Source organism: Stenotrophomonas sp. STEN029 (assembly GCF_056760015.1).
Genome location: NZ_JBRREC010000072.1, coordinates 1 through 17,672, shown reverse-complemented (window position 1 = coordinate 17,672; position 17,672 = coordinate 1). Strand labels below are relative to the sequence as shown.

Sequence of the window (17,672 nt, the reverse complement as noted above, 5' to 3'; positions counted from 1 at the left end):
ATCCACGCAACGCATGACCGCAATGAGCCGCTGGCGTCCCCCTGCAGAAAAAAGCACCGCCCTGATCACCGCCCAGGGCCATGCCCGGCTCAAAGCCGAGCTGGATGAATTGTGGCGGCAGCGTCGGCCGGAAGTGGTCAAGGCGCTGGCGGCCGCCGCCGCCGAAGGTGATCGCTCGGAGAACGCCGAGTACACCTACCGCAAGAAGCAGCTGGGTGAAATCGACCGCCGCGTGCGCTATCTGAGCAAGCGACTGGAAGCCCTGCGCGTGGTCGACACCACACCCAGCGATCCGGAAGCCGTGTTCTTCGGCGCAACGGTGGAGCTGGAGAACGTCGACTCCGGCCAGACCGTCACCTACCGGATCGTCGGCCCCGATGAGACCGATGCACCGGCTGGTTGGATCAGCATCGATTCGCCATTGGCGCGGGCATTGCTGAAAAAGCGCATCGACGATGAGTTCGCCGTGGAGCTGCCGAGCGGCCTGACCCGCTTCGCGATCATCGACGTCAACTACGGCTGAGCCTGAGCGGCACCGGATAGGCGCGACCTTCGCGTAACGGACGGAAGTAGTCGGTCAATTGGTAAAAGGCCGCATCCTGGGACGCACGCCAACCAGGGATGCCGGCCAGCGGCAGTGGACGCAGCTCGGCGGGGTCCGCAAGCAAGCTGGCGTCTTCGATGGCTGCAGCCACTGCGGCCACGCAGGCCACGTCGTCATCGCCAACGACCACCAGGCACTTTCCGACGAGAAGGCGTTCGGGCAGCAACGCCTGCTCCATCAGCGCATGGCCAATCACCGCACAGACCGCGATATCGCCTGCGCGCCATCCATCCGGATTGAACAGCGCTGACCAGTCATGCCAATCCCATGCCGCCAGCACGCCCGCATCGCGCACACGCACGATCAGCCCGGTTTCATCGAACTGGGTCAATGCAGCCTGCGCGCGATTGCGCTGGCTTGCCCCCATCACTGCGATATGCCGGCACTGCTGCGCGTTGAGCGCGCGTTTGATAGCAAAGTGACGTGCCCACACCATCGCGTTGAACAGGTCATGCCAGTTCTGCTCGCGGGTGGCGATACGGCCCTGTGCAATACGTTGCTCGTAGTGCAGGCCGTCAGCCAGCAACGCCTCGTCCTGGGTGACAAAGCGCTTGCCTTGCACGGGCAACTGCACAGAGAGTGCATCGATGCCCGGCCAATCGGCCGAGCGCATCAATGCTTCAAAACCGTGAAAATCCGCGAACAGCGGATGATCAAAGCAGCGCGGATCCACCTGCCCGCGCAATGGCGCTACAAAACGACGCCGGCCCACGGCAGCATCGTTTGCAGCCGGTGCTGTGGTCACAGCACCTTGATGTCGAACGATGCTGCCTTGGCTTCGATGAGCGCGTCGCCGAAGAGATCGTGCTCGTCACTGTCGGTGATCTCGACATTGACGAAATCGCCGACGCGCAGCTTGGCTTCATCGGCATTCTGGATATGCACCAGACCATCGATTTCCGGCGCATCAGCCTTGGAGCGGGCAACAGCGATGCCATCCTCGATGGCATCAACCAGGCATTGCTGCACGCTGCCGATCTTGGCTTCGAGCTTGGCGGCGGAAATGGCCGCCTGCTTTTCCATGAAACGGGCAAGACGCTCCTGCTTCACTTCTTCCGGCACCGGGTCCGGCAGCTGGTTGGCGGTTGCACCTTCCACCGGCGAGTAGGCGAAGGCGCCAACGCGGTCGAGCTGTGCGGTATCGAGGAAGTCCAGCAGCTGCTCGAACTCGGCATCGGTTTCGCCCGGGAAGCCGACAATGAAGGTCGAACGCACGGTGATGTCCGGCGCGATCTCGCGCCAGCGCAGCACGCGCTCCAGGGTCTTGTCGACTGCGCCTGGACGCTTCATCAGCTTGAGGATGCGCGGGCTGGCGTGCTGGAACGGGATGTCCAGGTACGGCAGGATCTTGCCCTCTGCCATCAACGGCACCACGTCGTCGACGTGCGGGTACGGATAGACGTAGTGCAGGCGGGTCCAGGCATCGAGCTCGGACAGGCCTTCGCACAGCGCCTTCATGCGGGTGGCGTATTCCTTGCCGCGCCAGGTACCCGACGCGTACTTGCGGTCCACGCCGTACGCCGAGGTGTCCTGGGACACCACCAACAGCTCACGCACGCCGCCCTTGACCAGGCGTTCGGCCTCACGCAGCACCTCGTCGACCGGGCGCGATACCAGGTCGCCACGCATCGAGGGAATGATGCAGAAGCTGCAACGGTGGTTGCAGCCTTCGGAAATCTTCAGGTAAGCGTAGTGACGCGGGGTCAGCTTGATGCCGTAGTCCGGCACCAGATCCACGAACGGGTCGTGCTTGGGCGGCAATGCGGCATGCACCGCTTCCATCACCGTGGTGTAGTCCTGCGGACCGGACACCGACAGCACGTCCGGGTAATGCTCGCGGATCATGTCGCCCTTCTTTCCCAGGCAACCGGTGACGATGACCTTGCCGTTCTCGTTCATCGCCTCGCCGATCGCGTCCAGCGATTCGGCCACGGCCGAGTCGATGAAGCCGCAGGTATTGACCACCACCACGTCGGCCGAGTCGTAGGACGGCACGATGCTATAGCCCTCCACCCGCAGCTGGGTGAGGATGCGCTCGGAATCGACTAGGGCCTTCGGGCAGCCAAGGCTGACGAAGCCGACTTTGGGGTTCAGCTGGGACATGATCTGGAAATCCTGGGGCCGGGCCGGAATGGCAGCGAGGCCGGAAAGCCGGGCAGTATACCGGGCCGAAGGCGCGACGCCCTGCGGCTGGCTTAATACGCGAGAGAGCTGATAATCAGTCTCATCTTGGCAACAACTAACTAGAGCCCCTCTCCCGCTTGCGGGGGGAAAGAGGGGGCGCTTACGAACCACCGGTTCGTGCCCTGTTGAACGCCCTTGCGCCAGCGCAAGGGCCGGGGCGCGGAGCGGGGGTTGGGGTGAGGGGAAGCTTCCAGCATGCAGACCCCGCTCCAAAAGCTCCCCTCATCCGCCCCTGCGGGGCACCTTCTCCCGCAGGCGGGAGAAGGAACACCGCCTTTCGCCCCTTACCCCGGAGCCCCCAATGCCCAACTGGATCACCCTCCCCACCCCACTCGGCCCGGTCCGCGCCTGGCAGGCCCTGCCCTCCGGCAGCCCACGCGCCGGCTTGGTGGTGATACAGGAAATCTTCGGCGCCAACGCGCATATCCGCCATGTCGCCGAGCAGTACGCCGCCGAGGGCTATGCGGTGCTGGCGCCCTCCTTCTTCGACCTGATCGAACCGGACCTGCAGCTGGACTATGACGCGGACGGCGTCAGCCGCGGCAAGGCGCTGGTCGACGAGCTGGGCGTGGACCGCGCGGTAACCGTGGTCGAAGCCGCCGCAGAGGCTTTGGCGCCCTACGGCAAGGTCGGCACGGTCGGCTATTGCTGGGGCGGCACCATCGCCATGTTGGCTGCGCAACAGCTGGGCTTGCCCTCGGCCAGCTACTACGGCGCACGCAACGTGCCGTTCCTGGATACAGCGTTCAAAGCCCCGGCCATCTTCCACTTTGGCGACCAGGACGCTTCGATCCCGGCAGCCGCCGTTGCAGCGCACCGTGAAAAGCAACCCGACTTGCCTGTATATGTCTATCCAGCCGACCACGCCTTCAACCGCGAGGTCGGCATGCACTACCACCCAGCCAGCGCCGACCTGGCGCGCGAACGCACCTTGGCCTTCTTCAGCGAGAACCTGCGATGACCGAAGCTGTGACGTCCGATTTCGTACTTGATACCCGCCTTGCTGCCGACAGCGTGCTGATTGCCGATGGCCCCCTGTCGCAGATCCGCTTGATGAACGACGACCGCTTCCCCTGGGTCGTGCTGGTACCGCGTGTGCCCAATGCCAGCGAGTGGATCGACCTGGACGGTGCCCAGCAACGCCTGCTGCTCGCCGAGATCAACCAGATCTCCCAGCACCTCAAGCACAAGCCCAATGTCAGCAAGATCAACATCGGTGCGCTCGGCAATATCGTGCGCCAGCTGCACGTGCATCTGATCGGCCGCAACGAGAACGACGCCGCTTGGCCGGGCCCGGTCTGGGGCAGCGGCAAGGCACAGCGTTTCGATCCGGAGGTGCTGGCCCAACGTGTCGAAATCTGGCGCCAGCGGCTACGATAAGCACCTTCTCCCTTACGGACTCCGCAAGCCGATGCGCTCCAATCTGATCGCCGCCCTGATCCTGATCATCGTTGGCCTGTTTTTCCTGGCCAAGAACCTCGGCTGGATCAACGGCAACATCGGCAGCATGCTCGCCACCTGGTGGCCGGCCATCCTGGTGGCTGTCGGTATCGGCATGTTGTTCGGACGCGGCAAATAAGCCGCACCGCCGGATCCTGCACAAAGAAAAAGGCGCCTCACGGCGCCTTTTTCATTTCAGCCCAGGCCGCACTCAGGTGCGCGGCAGGGTGACGCCGGTCTGGCCCTGGTACTTGCCGCCACGATCCTTGTACGAGGTCTCGCAGATGTCGTCCTTGTCGGCCTGGAAGAACAGCATCTGCGCCACGCCCTCGTTGGCATAGATACGTGCCGGCAGCGGCGTGGTGTTGGAGAATTCCAGCGTCACGTGGCCTTCCCATTCCGGCTCCAGCGGGGTCACGTTGACGATGATGCCGCAGCGCGCATAGGTGCTCTTGCCCAGGCACACCACCAGGGTGTCGCGCGGGATGCGGAAGAACTCCACCGTGCGTGCCAGCGCGAACGAATTCGGCGGGATGATGCACTCATCGGCCTCGATGTCGACGAAGCTCTTCGGGTCGAAGTGCTTGGGGTCGACGATGGTCGAGTTGATGTTGGTGAACACCTTGAACTCACGCGAGCAACGCACGTCGTAGCCATAGCTGGAGGTGCCGTAACTGACGATGCGCTGGCCATCCACCTGCTTGACCTGGCCGGCTTCGTACGGCGCGATCATGCCGTGCTGTTCGGACATTTGGCGGATCCAACGGTCGCTCTTGATGCTCATTCAGTGATCCTGTTCACGTTGTGCCGCAGCATGCCTGCGGCCGGGGGGGGTCGATTCTAGCCTAGAGCCGGCCAAGGGCCGGCAAGCAATCGCCTGCCAGCAACTTCTGCACATTCAATCTATATGAGAAAGGCCCGCATAACGGGCCCTCCCTGCCACCGCGCTGGCAGCTGCCTCAGATCAACGAGGACAGGATCGGAATGCTGGCGCGCGGGCGCTTGGCCAATTCCTCGGCCATCCGCTGCGCCGCCGCCATATAGGCATTGGCCGCGGCCGAATCGGGCTGCGCAACCACGATCGGCGCCCCCACATCGCCCTGCTCACGAATGCCGATGTCCAACGGCAGCGAGCCCAGCAACGGTACTCCGTACTGCTCGGCCATGCGCTGGCCGCCGCCCTCGCCGAACAGATGCTCGACGTGGCCACAGTTGCTGCAGGTATGGACAGCCATGTTCTCGACGATGCCGAGCACAGGAACCTCGACCTTTTCGAACATATTCAATGCCTTGCGCGCATCCAGCGTGGCAATGTCCTGCGGCGTGGTAACGATCACCGCGCCGGCCACCGGGATCTTCTGCGACAAGGTCAACTGGATGTCGCCGGTACCCGGCGGCAGATCGATCAGCAGGAAGTCCAGGTCGCCCCACAGCGTGTCGTTGAACAGCTGGGTCAGTGCGGAAGTGGCCATCGGCCCACGCCAGATCATCGGGGAGTCCGGCTCGATCAGGAAACCGATCGACATCGCCTCGACCCCGAACGCCCGCAGCGGCTCGATGGACTTGTTGTCCGGGCTCTCCGGCCGCCCGCTCAGGCCCAGCATGGCCGGCACGCTGGGGCCGTAGATATCGGCATCCAGTACCCCGACCTTGGCACCCAGCGCTTTCAGCGCCAACGCCAGATTCACCGCCGTGGTGGACTTGCCCACCCCGCCCTTGCCAGAACCGACCGCAATGACATTGCGGATACGTGAATGGGGGGAAAGCCCCTTCTGCACACGATGGGTGGCTGGGCGGGACTGATCGTAAAGCTGCATGACGTGAAGGATTCAAAAAAGTTGGTCGCGATAGTGCCACACCCGACTTCCGCAAGAGAAAACGAAGGCTCCCACGTAGTGAGGGCCCACAGCATTGACGAAAATACAGCATTCATTCATCTTCGACGCAAATGTGCCACGACTCGGCACATAAGCCACAGCCAAGGACGTCACATCGATGAAACAACTCAAGTGCGCCAAGTTTGCCCTCGCAGCTAGCATTGTGCTGGCTGCGACAACGGCCCAAGCCGCTCCAACCCCCTTACCGACGGAAAGTTTTGCAAAGATCCCAGCAATTCAGTCTGTGACAATGAGCGCCGATGGCAAAAGACTCGTCGCCATCATCGCCGCGCCAGGCAGCAACAATGGCGATACCGCACTGGCCAACTGGGACATGGACAAGCTGGGCAACGGCCCCACTGCAATCACCCCCTCAGGTGATCGAATGAAATTCATTGCCGCCAGCGCCCTCAAGGCAGGAAAAACGCTGGTCATTGGCCGTCAAGAATTCACCGGACAATTGTCAGGCTGTGGCGAGGGCAACTCCACTGGCGCCACCAAGACCTTCCTGACCAAAGCCTATCTGACAGACCCGAGCCAAACGAAGTTCGACGAAGCGTTCGCCGACAACACCCGTAAGCTCGGAGTCAGCGAGCAGACACAACGTTGCCTGGAGTTGGCCGGCTCTGCATCGCTGGTTCACTCGCTTCCGCTTGATCCTGAGAAAGTCATCATCTCGCAGATGAATGAACTGACTTTGTCAGCGAACTACTATCTGTTCAACCTGGCCACTGGAAAGACCGAACTACTGTTCCGCGGCGGAACCCGTGCTGCACCAGGCCTCTTCCACCCGCGGAATGGCGAACTCCTGACTCGCAGCCAGATCGAACCACTGGGATCGAATGACTATGAGCAGCAGATCCTGATCAAGAACAAGGGCAACGGACAGTTTGACAAGCACGACGCCCTTACAACCAAGCTCAGCGACCGCTACACCATGGAAGTGGCCGGAATCGATGACGCTACGGGCAAGCTTTACATTCTCACTGACAAGTTCTCTGATCAGGTCCAGGCATGGCAGTACGACCCCGCAACCAAAACCTTTGACAAGGAGCCACTGGCGGCCCACCCGCAGTATCCGATCGGCAACCTGATCCTCGGCACGCGCCCCAGCAATTTCAATCAGGTCCTGGGGTTTTACGTAGACGGTCCGCGCCGCGAGGCCGTGTACGTCGATCCACAGATGAAGGCATTGAGCGACAGCCTGAAACAGGCCTATCCTGGACAGTACGTCGCCATTACAGGCTACAACGACGACCTGTCCAGGGTGCTCTACACCACCAGCAGCGCAAGCAAACCGACCTCCTACTTTGTCCTTGCAGACAAAAAGAGCGTTACCCAACTGGGTAGCGAACGCCCCTGGGTGGATAGCAGCCAGATCGGCGAGCAACGCTGGATCACCTACACAGCGCGTGACGGCCGCAAGATTCCAGCCATTCTTGACCTGCCAGCAGGTTGGAAAGAAGGCGATGCCGCTCTACCGGCGCTCGTGCACCCGCACGGCGGTCCGTGGGCTCGTGACTACACGGGTTGGGACGCATCCGGCTGGGTACCGTACTTCACATCCCGCGGCTACGCGGTAGTTCGTCCACAGTACCGCGGCAGCACCGGCTTCGGCCGCGACCACTGGATTGCAGGCGACAAGCAGTGGGGCCTGACCATGCAGGACGACAATGATGATGCGGCCGCATGGCTGGTCTCCCAGGGCATTGCAGCAAAGGACCGCATTGCCATCTTTGGATACTCATATGGCGGCTTTGCCGCAGCAGCAGCGACAGTTCGCAACCCATCCCCGTTCCAATGTGCTATTGCAGGCGCCCCGGTAACCGATCTGGCACGCCTTGGCGTCTCGTGGAGCGAGAATCGCCTCCAGCGCATCCTGCAGGGACAGACGGTCAAGGGCATGGACCCCATGCAGCACACCGCCAACGCCAATATCCCAGTCCTGCTCTACGTGGGTGACCGCGACGTCCGCACGCCGGCATTCCATGCCCGCGGCTTCTACAACGCAGTCCAAGGGAAGGTAGCAGCCAAGTTCGAATTGATCCCGGACATGCCCCACAGCATGCCGTGGTACCCCAGGCACTACCAGGCAACGCTCCCGTTGATGGAAAGCTTCCTGCGCAGTGACTGTGGTCCGAACGGGCTTTGACCCCTCCCCAGCCCTTCGCGTCGCGAAGGGCTGAACGGGCGTTCAACAAAAATAGTTACAAATGCTTGATATTCACCTTGCATTTACATTACTAGCTACCTAGACTCGGTTAACCGAAACATAACAAGACGGGGAAAAAGCAGTATGCGCAAAGAAAACGGACACACTTCGCCAATTCGCCTGCCTCTGACGCTTGCAGTTCTGGCCTGCCTTCAGGCGGCTCCCGCCTTCGCACAAGAAGCAGCCACCGCGGAGAGCGACAAGTCAAGTCAGCAGCAGACAAAGGCCGGGGCTACAGACCTTGACAAGGTAACCGTCACCGGCTCCCTGCTTCGCCGCGCCGACTACGACACGATTTCCCCCGTCTTTACCATCGACACCGAAACCAACACGGCACAAGGTCAGGTCAACGTTGGCGAGTTCCTGCAGAAGTCCGCCATCGGCGCTGCCGAAACGCAGATCACCCACCAGTTTGGTGGCTTTGTGGTTGATGGCGGTACTGGCGTACAGACCTTCTCGTTGCGTGGACTTGGCGCCAATCGCACCTTGGTACTGCTCGACGGCCAGCGTCCTGGCCCGGCAGGCACCCGTGGTGCAGTGGGCGCGTTCGACCTGAACGTCATCCCGACTGCCATTCTGCAGCGCGCTGAGATCGTGAAAGACGGTTCGTCTTCGATCTACGGCTCCGACGCGGTCGCTGGCGTGGTCAACCTGATCACCAAGAAGAATTTCGAGCGCCCTGAACTGACCGTCACCTCCCGCATCCCACAGCACGGTGGTGGCGAAGTATTTGCCGCCTCGCTGGCCAACGGCTGGAACTTCGAAAAGGGCAGCGTCGTCGCCGCCGTCGAGTGGTACCGCCATAACGAACTGACCCGCGGTGAGCGAGACTTCCTCAAGTGCTCGGAAGATCTGGTCACGGATGCGGACGGCAACCGTATCGACCGCACGGATGCCTCGATCTACGGCCCGCGCCCGTTCTGTCTCAACATGCAACACAATTACATCGCGGAATACGGCACCGCGAAGGTTTGGGTACCTACTGCAGACGGCAGCACAAACGGTCCGTTCGCTGGCTATGCTCCGAGACAGGACAAGACCTACGCAAACGGAAGCACCCAGGCCTATACGCAGATCCCATCCAACTTCAGTCGTTGGGGCGAAGCGCACATCATCAACCGCCAGGAACGTAAATCCGCTTACTTGGCGGCTGATTTCGGCTTCGATTCGTTCAATTGGAAGAGCCAGTTCCTCTACAACCAGCGCGACACTGAAAACTTCAGCTGGCGTCAGTTCTTCCCGTACCTGGAAGCGCCAGGCACCGCAAACGGAATCGCTCAGCCGGTCATGCCGTTCAAGTCCATCACCCAGGTCCAGGTGGACTATTACTATCTGGCCAACAAGCTCGATGGTCTGTTTGCCGGTACAGACTCTTGGGGCTGGGAAGTCAATGCGAACTACAGCCGCTCTAGCGGCACCTATCGCAACCTGGGCATTGACACTCGCCTGACTGGCGACCTCAACTATGACAACAGCGGTACGCCCGCCGGGAATTTCTTCGACCCGGGCTATCTGAGTGGGGCCAAGGTTGATGAGCTGGTTGACATCCTCGGCATCTGGCATACGGGTAAGACCACCTATGATCAGGCCACCGTCAATGCAGTTTTCAGCGGTGAATTGTTCGACCTGCCAGCAGGCGCTGTGGGGATGGCTGCCGGCCTGGAGTACCGCTACTACAAGATTGACGACCAACCCAGCCAGGTCTCGCGCGATGGGTTCATCTGGGGCTCTTCCAGCGCCGATGTCACCAAGGGCGATGACAAGGTGAAGGAAGCGTTCGTGGAATTGGAGGTGCCGCTGCTCAAGGGCATCACGGGCATCGAGTCGCTGACCGCCAATGCTTCCGGACGTGTGTTCCAGTACGACTCGGTCGATGGGTCCGACAGCGTGTGGAAGGTCGGCCTGAGCTGGCAGATCAATTCCGCGTTCCGTGTTCGCGGCACATTGGGCACCTCATATCGCGCCCCGGGCTTGTATGAGCTGTACCTTGGTAACCAGACCGGGTTCCTGGGACAGACCGCCATCGACCCTTGCATCCGCTGGGGTGAAACGAACAATGACCAATTGGCGGCAAACTGCGGCTCCTTGGGTATTGCTCCCGACTATGCAGGCAATGGCTCCAGCGCAACGATTTACACCAGTGGTGGCGCAGGCCAGCTGAAACCGGAAACCTCGCGTGCCAAGAGCGTCGGCCTGGTCTTCACGCCATCGTTTGCAAATCTGAATGTAGCAATTGACTACTTCGACTATGAAGTAAATGACCAGATTGCCTCTCTGGATGCGGCCGACATCGTCGGTGGCTGCTATGGCTCAGCGTCGTTCCCGAACAAGTTCTGCGACCTGATGACCCGCAACCCTTCCACTGATCCGAATGAACCTTTCCGGATTACCGAAGTGCATGCGCAGTACATCAACATCAACAAGCAGCGCACCCGTGGTTGGGACTTGACGGCAAACTGGGAACACGAGTTCGGTTTCGGCAAGTTTGCGGTGGATACGCAGGTCACCTACACGCTGGAAGACGTGATGCAGTTGTTCGACAGCGCGGAGGCCAGCGGCCTGAGCAATTCGGACCAGCTGGGCTTCATTGGCCGTCCGGATCTGGTCGCCAATCTTGGGCTGACCTTCAAGCGTGGTGATTGGGCCTTCAACTGGTTGACCTCGTACATCGGTGAAACCAAGAACAAGGACCTGTCGGAAAAGTTCACCTATCTCGGCCGTCCGGACTCCTACCGCGACATCACTGCTGACGCTCGCTACTACCACACTGCTTCGATGACGTATGACCAGTCGGACTGGCAGATTCTGGTTGGCGTCGCCAACGTGTTCGATGCCAAGCCGGCATCGATCTCGACCGGCGCCGGCACGCGTTACGGCAATGTGCCTGCCTTCGCGACGCAGTACGACTACTACGGCCGCACCCCGTTCGTGCGTCTGAAGTACAAGTTCTGACTTCCAGTCAGTAGTAGGTTCCAAAAAAAGGAGGCGACCCAGGTCGCCTCCTTTTTTGCATCAAGGCTATCGCAGCGCCGCTGATTTAAAGATCACCCCAAACGACCGCGGCCGCATTATGCCCAGGCGCCCCGGTAACTCCTCCGCCCGGGTGCGTACCCGAACCACATAGATAGAGCCCCGGCAGCGCGCCCTTGTAGCCCGCCTGCCCCAGCATTGGCCGCGCATTGAACAACTGGTTCAAGCTCAGCGCGCCATGGAAGATATCACCGCCGATCAAGCCGAAGGTCCGCTCGAGATCCAGCGGGCTCATGATCTGCCTGCCTAGCACCGAAGCAGCAAAACCCGGCGCATGCTTGTCGACGGTGGCGATCATCAGATCCGCGACTTCCTCGCGATGATCGTCCCAGCTGCGCCCATCCGGCAGCTGCGGCGCCACGTGCTGGCAGAACAGGCTGGCAACGTGCTGTCCCGGCGGTGCGAGTGAATCATCCAGCGTGCTGGGAATCAGCATCTCGACGATGGGCTCGCGTGACCACCCGTATTGACGCGCATCCAGATAGGCACGATCCATGTAGTCCAGGCTAGGGGCGATGATGATGCCGGCGGTCAGATGATCACCGAGTCCCGGCAGCACGCTGAAATCAGGCAGTTTCGACAAAGCCACATTCATGCGGAATGTTCCCGAGCCGCAGCGCCAGTTGGCCATGCGCTCCAACGTAGCCGCCGGCACATCGGCAGGATCGAACAGGCGCTCGTAGAGCAGCTTCGGATTGACGTTGGCAACGATGGCAGAGCCGCGCAGCACGTCGCCACCGGCCAATACAACGCCGACTGCACACCCCTGCTCCACCAGGACCTTCTCGACGGCGGCATCGGTACGGATTTCAACACCGGCCTCAACCGCCGATCGCGCCATCGCCTGGGTGATCGCGCCCATGCCGCCGATCGCGTGACCCCAGGCACCTTTGACGCCGTTGCTTTCACCAAACACGTGATGCAACAACACGTAGGCCGTGCCCGGCGCATAAGGACTGGCGTAGTTGCCAACGATGCCATCGAAGCCGAACAAGGCCTTGATCGGTTCGCTCTCGAACCATCGGTCCAGGTACTCGGCGGCGGAGATGGTGAACAGATCCATCAACTCCTGCTGCAAGCCCGGATCCAGGCGCTGCAGCTGTCGACCCAATTGACCGGCCTTCCACAGCTCGGGCAGCGCACGCAACCAACTCGCACCGCTGATGTTCGGCGGCGCCTGCAGGGCCTGCGCACGCAGCACATCGGCAAAAATCTCCAAGCGCTGTTCGTACTCGGGCAGGCGTGCCGCATCGCGTGCGGAGAAGCGCGCAACCTGTTCGGCAGTGCGCCCGCCCCCGGCCAACAGATACTCGCCATTGCCCAAGGGCAGGAAGTTGTTGAGCTTGCGCGGCACCACCCGCAGGCCGTGCCGCTCCAGCTCCAGCTCGGCAATCACCTTGGGTTGCAGCAGCGACACCGTATAAGAGGCCACCGAGTTGCGGAAACCGGGATGGAACTCCTCGGTGACGGCTGCGCCTCCGACTACTGAACGTCGCTCCAATACCAATACCCGCTTGCCGGCCCTGGCCAGATAGGCCGCGCACACCAGTCCGTTATGGCCGCCGCCGATCAGGATCGCGTCCCACTGCTTGCTTGATGTCTTGGTCATTCCCGCTGTATAGCACCGGCCAGCCGTCGCCGCCCATAGGAATACACCCGCAGCGACCCATGACCTTCTACACCCCTTCCTCATCGGTTTCAGGCGTATCTTCCTGCTTCGGCCCCGGACTCCGCGGCCTCACTCATGCTTTGAAACCGGCCTGGAGGCCTTTCCCGTGATCGTTCGCAAACCCCAGATTCTCCTGCTGTCGCTGGCCGTCGCCGCCGTGCTGACCGGTTGCCCCAAGCTGGAAGAGCAGTCCCCGCCGGCGGCCACCGCCGCTGCCCCGGCCGCCACCGAGCTGAAGCTGGACGAGTCCAAGCTGCCGGCCTACAACGCCTTCACCGCTGCCGACCTCGACGCCAGCAAGGACGCATGTACCGACTTCAACGGTTACGTGAACGAAAAGTGGCTCAACGCCAACGAAATTCCGGCTGACCGCACCAGCTGGGGCGCCTTCACCATCCTCGACGAGCGCTCGGTTGCCGTGCAGCACCAGCTGGCCGAACAGGCCGCGGCAATGAAGAACGCCACCGGCATCGAGAAGATCGTCGGCGACTTCTGGGCCTCGGGCATGGACGAAGCCAAGATCAACTCGCTGGGCATCACCCCGCTGAAGGCCGACCTGGCCGCGATTGATGGCCTGCAGGACACCGCCGCACTGGCCAACTACCTGCGCAGCACTGCGGCCAAGGGCGAGAACTTCCTGTTCGGCTTCGGCCCGGAAGCAGATTTCAAGAACTCCACCATGAACATGGCCTACGCCAGCCAGGGTGGCCTGGGCCTGCCGGACACCACCTATTACACCGACGCCAGCAAGGCCGACAAGCTCAACGCCTACAAGGCCCACGTGGCCAAGGTACTGGAGCTGAGCGGCGTGGCCGCGGCCGACGCCGCCAAGCAGGCCGAGGACGTGATCAAGTTCGAGACCCGTCTTGCCAAGGCCTCCAAGTCCAGCGTCGAGCTGTCGCGCGACGTCTCGCTGTACTACAACCCGGTCACCGTGGCTGACGCCGACAAGCTGACCCCGAACTTCAGCTGGACTGCGTTCTTCCAGGCACAGGGCATTGCCGCACCGGCGACGTTCTCGCTGGCCATGCCGGCATTCCACGCGGAAGTGAGCAAGATGCTGGCCGACACCGACCCGGCAGCCTGGCGCGCCTACCTGCGCTTCCACACCGTGGACGGCGCCGCGCCGTACCTGAGCAATGAGTTCGTGCAGGAGAACTACGCGTTCTACGGCAAGGAACTGAACGGCCAGAAGGAAATCAAGCCGCGTTGGAAGCAGGTGCTTGGCACGATCGAGAGCGATGCCGGCGACGCCTTCGGCCAGATGTACGTGAAGGTCGCCTTCTCGCCCGAGTCCAAGGCCAAGATGGAAGAGCTGGTCAAGAACCTGGCCGGCGCGCTGAAGGACCGCATCCAGAACCTGACCTGGATGAGCGACGAGACCAAGGCCAAGGCAATCGCCAAGTGGGAAACCTTCACCCCGAAGATCGGCTACCCGGACAAGTGGCGTGATTGGAGCGGCCTGAGCACCACCCACGATGACTACCTGGGCAACGTGCGCGCAGCCAATGCCTTCAATTACAAGTGGGCACTGGCCAAGATCGGCCAGCCGGTCGACAAGACCGAGTGGGGCATGACCCCGCAGACCGTCAACGCCTATTACAACCCGCTGCAGAACGAGATCGTGTTCCCGGCCGCCATCCTGCAGCCGCCGTTCTTCGATCCGAACGCCGACGACGCGCTGAACTACGGCGGCATCGGTGCCGTCATCGGCCACGAAATGACCCACGGTTACGACGACCAGGGCAGCCGTTTCGGCCCGACCGGCAACTTCGAGAACTGGTGGACCCCGGCGGATTCGAAGGGCTTCGCTGGCCTGACCGGCAAGCTGGTCAACCAGTTCAACGAGTACAAGGTGGGCGACCAGAACGTCAACGGTTCGCTGACCCTGGGCGAGAACATCGCCGACCTGGGCGGCCTGGCCACGGCTTACGATGCCCTGCAGAAGGCTTCGGCTGGCAAGGAAGACGCCAAGGTTGACGGCTTCACCCGCGACCAGCGCTTCTTCTTCAACTGGGCGACCGTGTGGCGCACCAAGTACACCGCCGAAAACGCCAAGGTCCGCCTGGCCACCGACCCGCACGCCCCGGCGCAGTTCCGTGCCATGGGTGCACCGTCGAACCTGCCGACCTTCGCTGCTGCCTTCCAGTGCAAGGCCGGTTCGCCGATGGTCCGTGCTGGCGACAAGCAGGTAGTGATCTGGTAATCGCCGGCCTGCAGTGAGACCCAAAGAAGGCCCGGCATTGCCGGGCCTTCTTTTGCCCGCGCACGAGGATTGTGGGAGCGGCGTAAGCCGCGAAGCTGAGCAAGCCCAAGGCACCAGAAATCGACGCAAACCGGTCAATGCCAACCGCATCATCCGCAGTGGCTCTGCAGCTCACGCCGCTCCCACAACCACCGGTTTTGATGCAGTACCCAATTCCGTGCCCTGCCCCGGCACCAATCCGCCGCCAGCTTGTTAAACTCCGCCCACTTTGTCCTTCTGCGGATATGCACCACATGCCCAACGTTCGCCCACTTACCCTGGCCCTGGCCTTCTCCCTGGTGACCATGCTGTCCACCAACGATGCGCAGGCCGCCCGCAAGAAGCCTGCGGCACGGGCACCGGCAGTGAGCGCGGCCTGTACGGATTTCTACGAAGCCACCAACGGCAACTGGCTCAAGGCCAATCCGGTGCCGCAGACCGGCGCGGTCAGCGCCCTCGGCACCCTGGCAGAGAACACCCGCACCCAGCAGCGCCAGTTGCTGGATCGCGCGATGACCGCGCCGCAAGGCAACGTGCAGAAGCTGCTTGGCGATTTCTGGGCCAGCGGCCTGGATGAAGCCGCGGTCGAAGCCGACGGTTCCAAGCCGATCGCGCCGCTGCTGACCCGCATCAACGCCATCAAGAAGGCCAAGGACATCCCGGCCTCGATCGCTGCCCTGCATCAGGTCGGCATCCCGGTCGCGTTCAATTTCGCCCCGGACGTGGACCTGAAGGCATTGGACCGCCATATCGGCTACTTCATGCAAGGCGGCACCGGCCTGCCGGACCCGGCCTTCTACACCCGCACCGATGCCGACACCGTCGCCCTGATGGGCCGCTATCGCGCCTACGTGAAGCAGATCCTGGCCCTGACCGGCACCCCGGCGGCGCAGCTTGATGCCGAATCGGCGCTGGTCATCCAGCTGGAAACCGAACTGGCGCGCAGCGCGCACTCGGTGGCCGACATCAACAACCCGTTCAATAACTACGCGCCGGTCTCCACCAAGGACCTCAACAGCCGCTACCGCAACCTGCAATTGGATGCCTTCCTGAAGGCGCAGGGCGTGAACGACGACCTGGTGTCGCTGGCCGACCCGGCGCTGTTCCAGCAGCTCAACGGCATGGTCAGCCGTCTGCCGGCCAATCAGTGGAAGGCCTACCTGCGCTGGCGCGTGGGCGACGCGATGGCGCCGTACCTGTCCAAGGCCTACCGCGACGCCGAGTTCGAGTTCCGTGGCCGCCTGCTGCGTGGCCAGGCCATCGCCCCGGCACGCCCGGACGCTGTGCTCGACGCCATCAACGTGGCCGCCGGCCCGATGCTGGGCCACGAATACGCCGCGACCTACCTCAACCGCGATACCCGCCGCCAGGCCGGTGTGATGGTCGACCAGATCCGCGAAGCACAAATCGCCGCGATCAAGCGCAGCAGCTGGCTCAGCACCGAGGCCAAGACCGAAGCCGAAGCCAAGCTGGCGGCGATGAAGATCGAGATCGGCACCCCGCTGCGCGATCTGGACTACACCGTGCAGCCGATGGGCCGCGGCAGCTTTGGTGGCAACATCCTGATCGCGTCCACCTGGCGCCACGCCCAGGAAATGAAGCGCATCGGCAAGGGCAACGCCGACCGCCGTTGGGACGTGCTGCCGCAGCAGCCGTCGATCGCTTACGACATCGCCCAGAACCGCTTGATCGTGACGGCCGCAGCCCTGCAGGGGCCGATCTTTGCCGCCAACGCCAGCAATGCCGAGAAGTTCGGCGCTTTCGGTGGCCTGGTCGCGCATGAAGTCAGCCGCGCCATCGACGTCAAGGGCGCGATGATCGACGCCAAGGGCGAACTGCGCAGCTGGTGGACGCCGGCTGACAAGAGCGCCTGGACGCTGCTCGGCAACCGCGTCGCCGCGCAGTACAGCGCTTATCCGTTCCCGGGCGTCAAGGATGCCAAGGTCAACGGTGAGCTGACCCGCGACGAGAACATGGCGGATCTGTCGGGCATGGAGATCGCATTGGAGGCCTTCACCGCCGCCCAGGCTGATGCCAAGCCGGCCGATAAGCAGGACTTCTTCAAGGGCTGGACCAGCCTGTGGGCGCAGCAGTTGTCGCCGAACGAAGCCGTGCAGCGCCTGAGCACCGACGTGCGCGCACCGGGCCGCTGGCGCAGCAATGCACCACTGTCCAACCTGCCGGAGTTTGGCGCCAGCTTCAGCTGCAAGCCAGGCCAGCCGATGCAGCGTACCGACGCCGAGCAGATCAGGATCTGGCGTTGATGCGGAATTGAAGGAAGCAAAAAGGCGCGGATTCCGCGCCTTTTTGCTTTCTAACTGTAGTGCCGAGCCATGCTCGGCAGAGGCTTTACCTGCGCAAGGCAGCCCTCACCCCAACCCCTCTCCCGCAAGCGGGAGAGGGGCTCAAGT

13 protein-coding genes are annotated in these 17,672 nt (G+C 62.3%); 8 read left to right on the top strand and 5 right to left on the bottom strand.

All coding sequences use genetic code 11. From position 1 onward, the window contains the following. The first annotated feature begins 22 nt into the window (after nucleotides 1-22). Nucleotides 23-523 carry a transcription elongation factor GreB gene (greB, locus tag ACVOLI_RS15055; protein ID WP_481510069.1) on the top strand — a complete coding sequence of 167 codons (501 nt, stop codon included), beginning with the start codon at nucleotides 23-25 and terminating at the stop codon, nucleotides 521-523. On the opposite strand, the gene ACVOLI_RS15050 is transcribed toward greB, so the two are convergent. After that, the gene (locus tag ACVOLI_RS15050; RefSeq protein WP_481615031.1) at nucleotides 510-1,349 is read right to left on the bottom strand and encodes a DUF3025 domain-containing protein; all 840 of its coding nucleotides are present in this window, start codon (nucleotides 1,347-1,349) and stop codon (nucleotides 510-512) included. The two genes, greB and ACVOLI_RS15050, sit on opposite strands and share 14 nt — an antisense overlap. Next, the gene (gene rimO / locus ACVOLI_RS15045; protein WP_481615030.1) at nucleotides 1,346-2,707 is read right to left on the bottom strand and encodes a 30S ribosomal protein S12 methylthiotransferase RimO; all 1,362 of its coding nucleotides are present in this window, start codon (nucleotides 2,705-2,707) and stop codon (nucleotides 1,346-1,348) included. The genes ACVOLI_RS15050 and rimO overlap by 4 nt, the downstream gene beginning before the upstream one ends. A 382-nt stretch (nucleotides 2,708-3,089) precedes the next feature. On the opposite strand from rimO, the gene ACVOLI_RS15040 reads away from it, so the two are divergent. The 3 genes from ACVOLI_RS15040 to ACVOLI_RS15030 are packed head-to-tail and all read left to right on the top strand — an operon-like array spanning nucleotide 3,090 to nucleotide 4,367. Then, entirely contained in the window at nucleotides 3,090-3,749 is a 660-nt protein-coding gene (locus ACVOLI_RS15040) for a dienelactone hydrolase family protein (protein WP_481615029.1), read from the top strand. Beyond that, nucleotides 3,746-4,168 carry an HIT family protein gene (locus ACVOLI_RS15035; protein WP_313494466.1) on the top strand — a complete coding sequence of 141 codons (423 nt, stop codon included), beginning with the start codon at nucleotides 3,746-3,748 and terminating at the stop codon, nucleotides 4,166-4,168. The genes ACVOLI_RS15040 and ACVOLI_RS15035 overlap by 4 nt, the downstream gene beginning before the upstream one ends. Nucleotides 4,169-4,199: 31 nt before the next feature. Continuing rightward, nucleotides 4,200-4,367 (top strand): LiaI-LiaF-like domain-containing protein, encoded by a 168-nt coding sequence (locus tag ACVOLI_RS15030; protein WP_089153126.1) that lies wholly within the window; start codon nucleotides 4,200-4,202, stop codon nucleotides 4,365-4,367. A gap of 72 nt (nucleotides 4,368-4,439) precedes the next feature. Here the strand turns inward: ACVOLI_RS15030 and dcd are convergent, their stop codons facing one another. Continuing rightward, the gene (gene dcd / locus ACVOLI_RS15025; protein ID WP_282266583.1) at nucleotides 4,440-5,012 is read right to left on the bottom strand and encodes a dCTP deaminase; all 573 of its coding nucleotides are present in this window, start codon (nucleotides 5,010-5,012) and stop codon (nucleotides 4,440-4,442) included. Between the two features lie 175 nt (nucleotides 5,013-5,187). Continuing rightward, nucleotides 5,188-6,045 carry an iron-sulfur cluster carrier protein ApbC gene (gene apbC, locus ACVOLI_RS15020; protein ID WP_481615028.1) on the bottom strand — a complete coding sequence of 286 codons (858 nt, stop codon included), beginning with the start codon at nucleotides 6,043-6,045 and terminating at the stop codon, nucleotides 5,188-5,190. A 178-nt stretch (nucleotides 6,046-6,223) separates the two neighbouring features. Here apbC and ACVOLI_RS15015 point away from each other — a divergent pair, with 178 nt between their 5' ends. After that, nucleotides 6,224-8,257, top strand: a complete 2,034-nt coding sequence (locus ACVOLI_RS15015) for an alpha/beta hydrolase family protein (RefSeq protein WP_481615027.1) — start codon at nucleotides 6,224-6,226, stop codon at nucleotides 8,255-8,257. A 144-nt stretch (nucleotides 8,258-8,401) separates the two neighbouring features. Further along, on the top strand, nucleotides 8,402-11,269 hold the full coding sequence (locus ACVOLI_RS15010; RefSeq protein ID WP_481615026.1) for a TonB-dependent receptor plug domain-containing protein: 2,868 nt from the start codon (nucleotides 8,402-8,404) through the stop codon (nucleotides 11,267-11,269). Nucleotides 11,270-11,354: 85 nt separating this feature from the next. On the opposite strand, the gene ACVOLI_RS15005 is transcribed toward ACVOLI_RS15010, so the two are convergent. Beyond that, complete coding sequence (locus ACVOLI_RS15005; protein ID WP_481615025.1) at nucleotides 11,355-12,956, bottom strand: phytoene desaturase family protein; 1,602 nt, start codon at nucleotides 12,954-12,956, stop codon at nucleotides 11,355-11,357. Nucleotides 12,957-13,125: 169 nt separating this feature from the next. Here ACVOLI_RS15005 and ACVOLI_RS15000 point away from each other — a divergent pair, with 169 nt between their 5' ends. After that, a complete protein-coding gene (locus tag ACVOLI_RS15000; RefSeq protein ID WP_481615039.1) occupies nucleotides 13,126-15,222 on the top strand; it encodes a M13 family metallopeptidase in 2,097 nt (698 codons plus the stop codon). A 293-nt stretch (nucleotides 15,223-15,515) separates the two neighbouring features. Then, complete coding sequence (locus ACVOLI_RS14995; RefSeq protein WP_481615024.1) at nucleotides 15,516-17,525, top strand: M13 family metallopeptidase; 2,010 nt, start codon at nucleotides 15,516-15,518, stop codon at nucleotides 17,523-17,525. Nucleotides 17,526-17,672 lie beyond the last annotated feature (147 nt).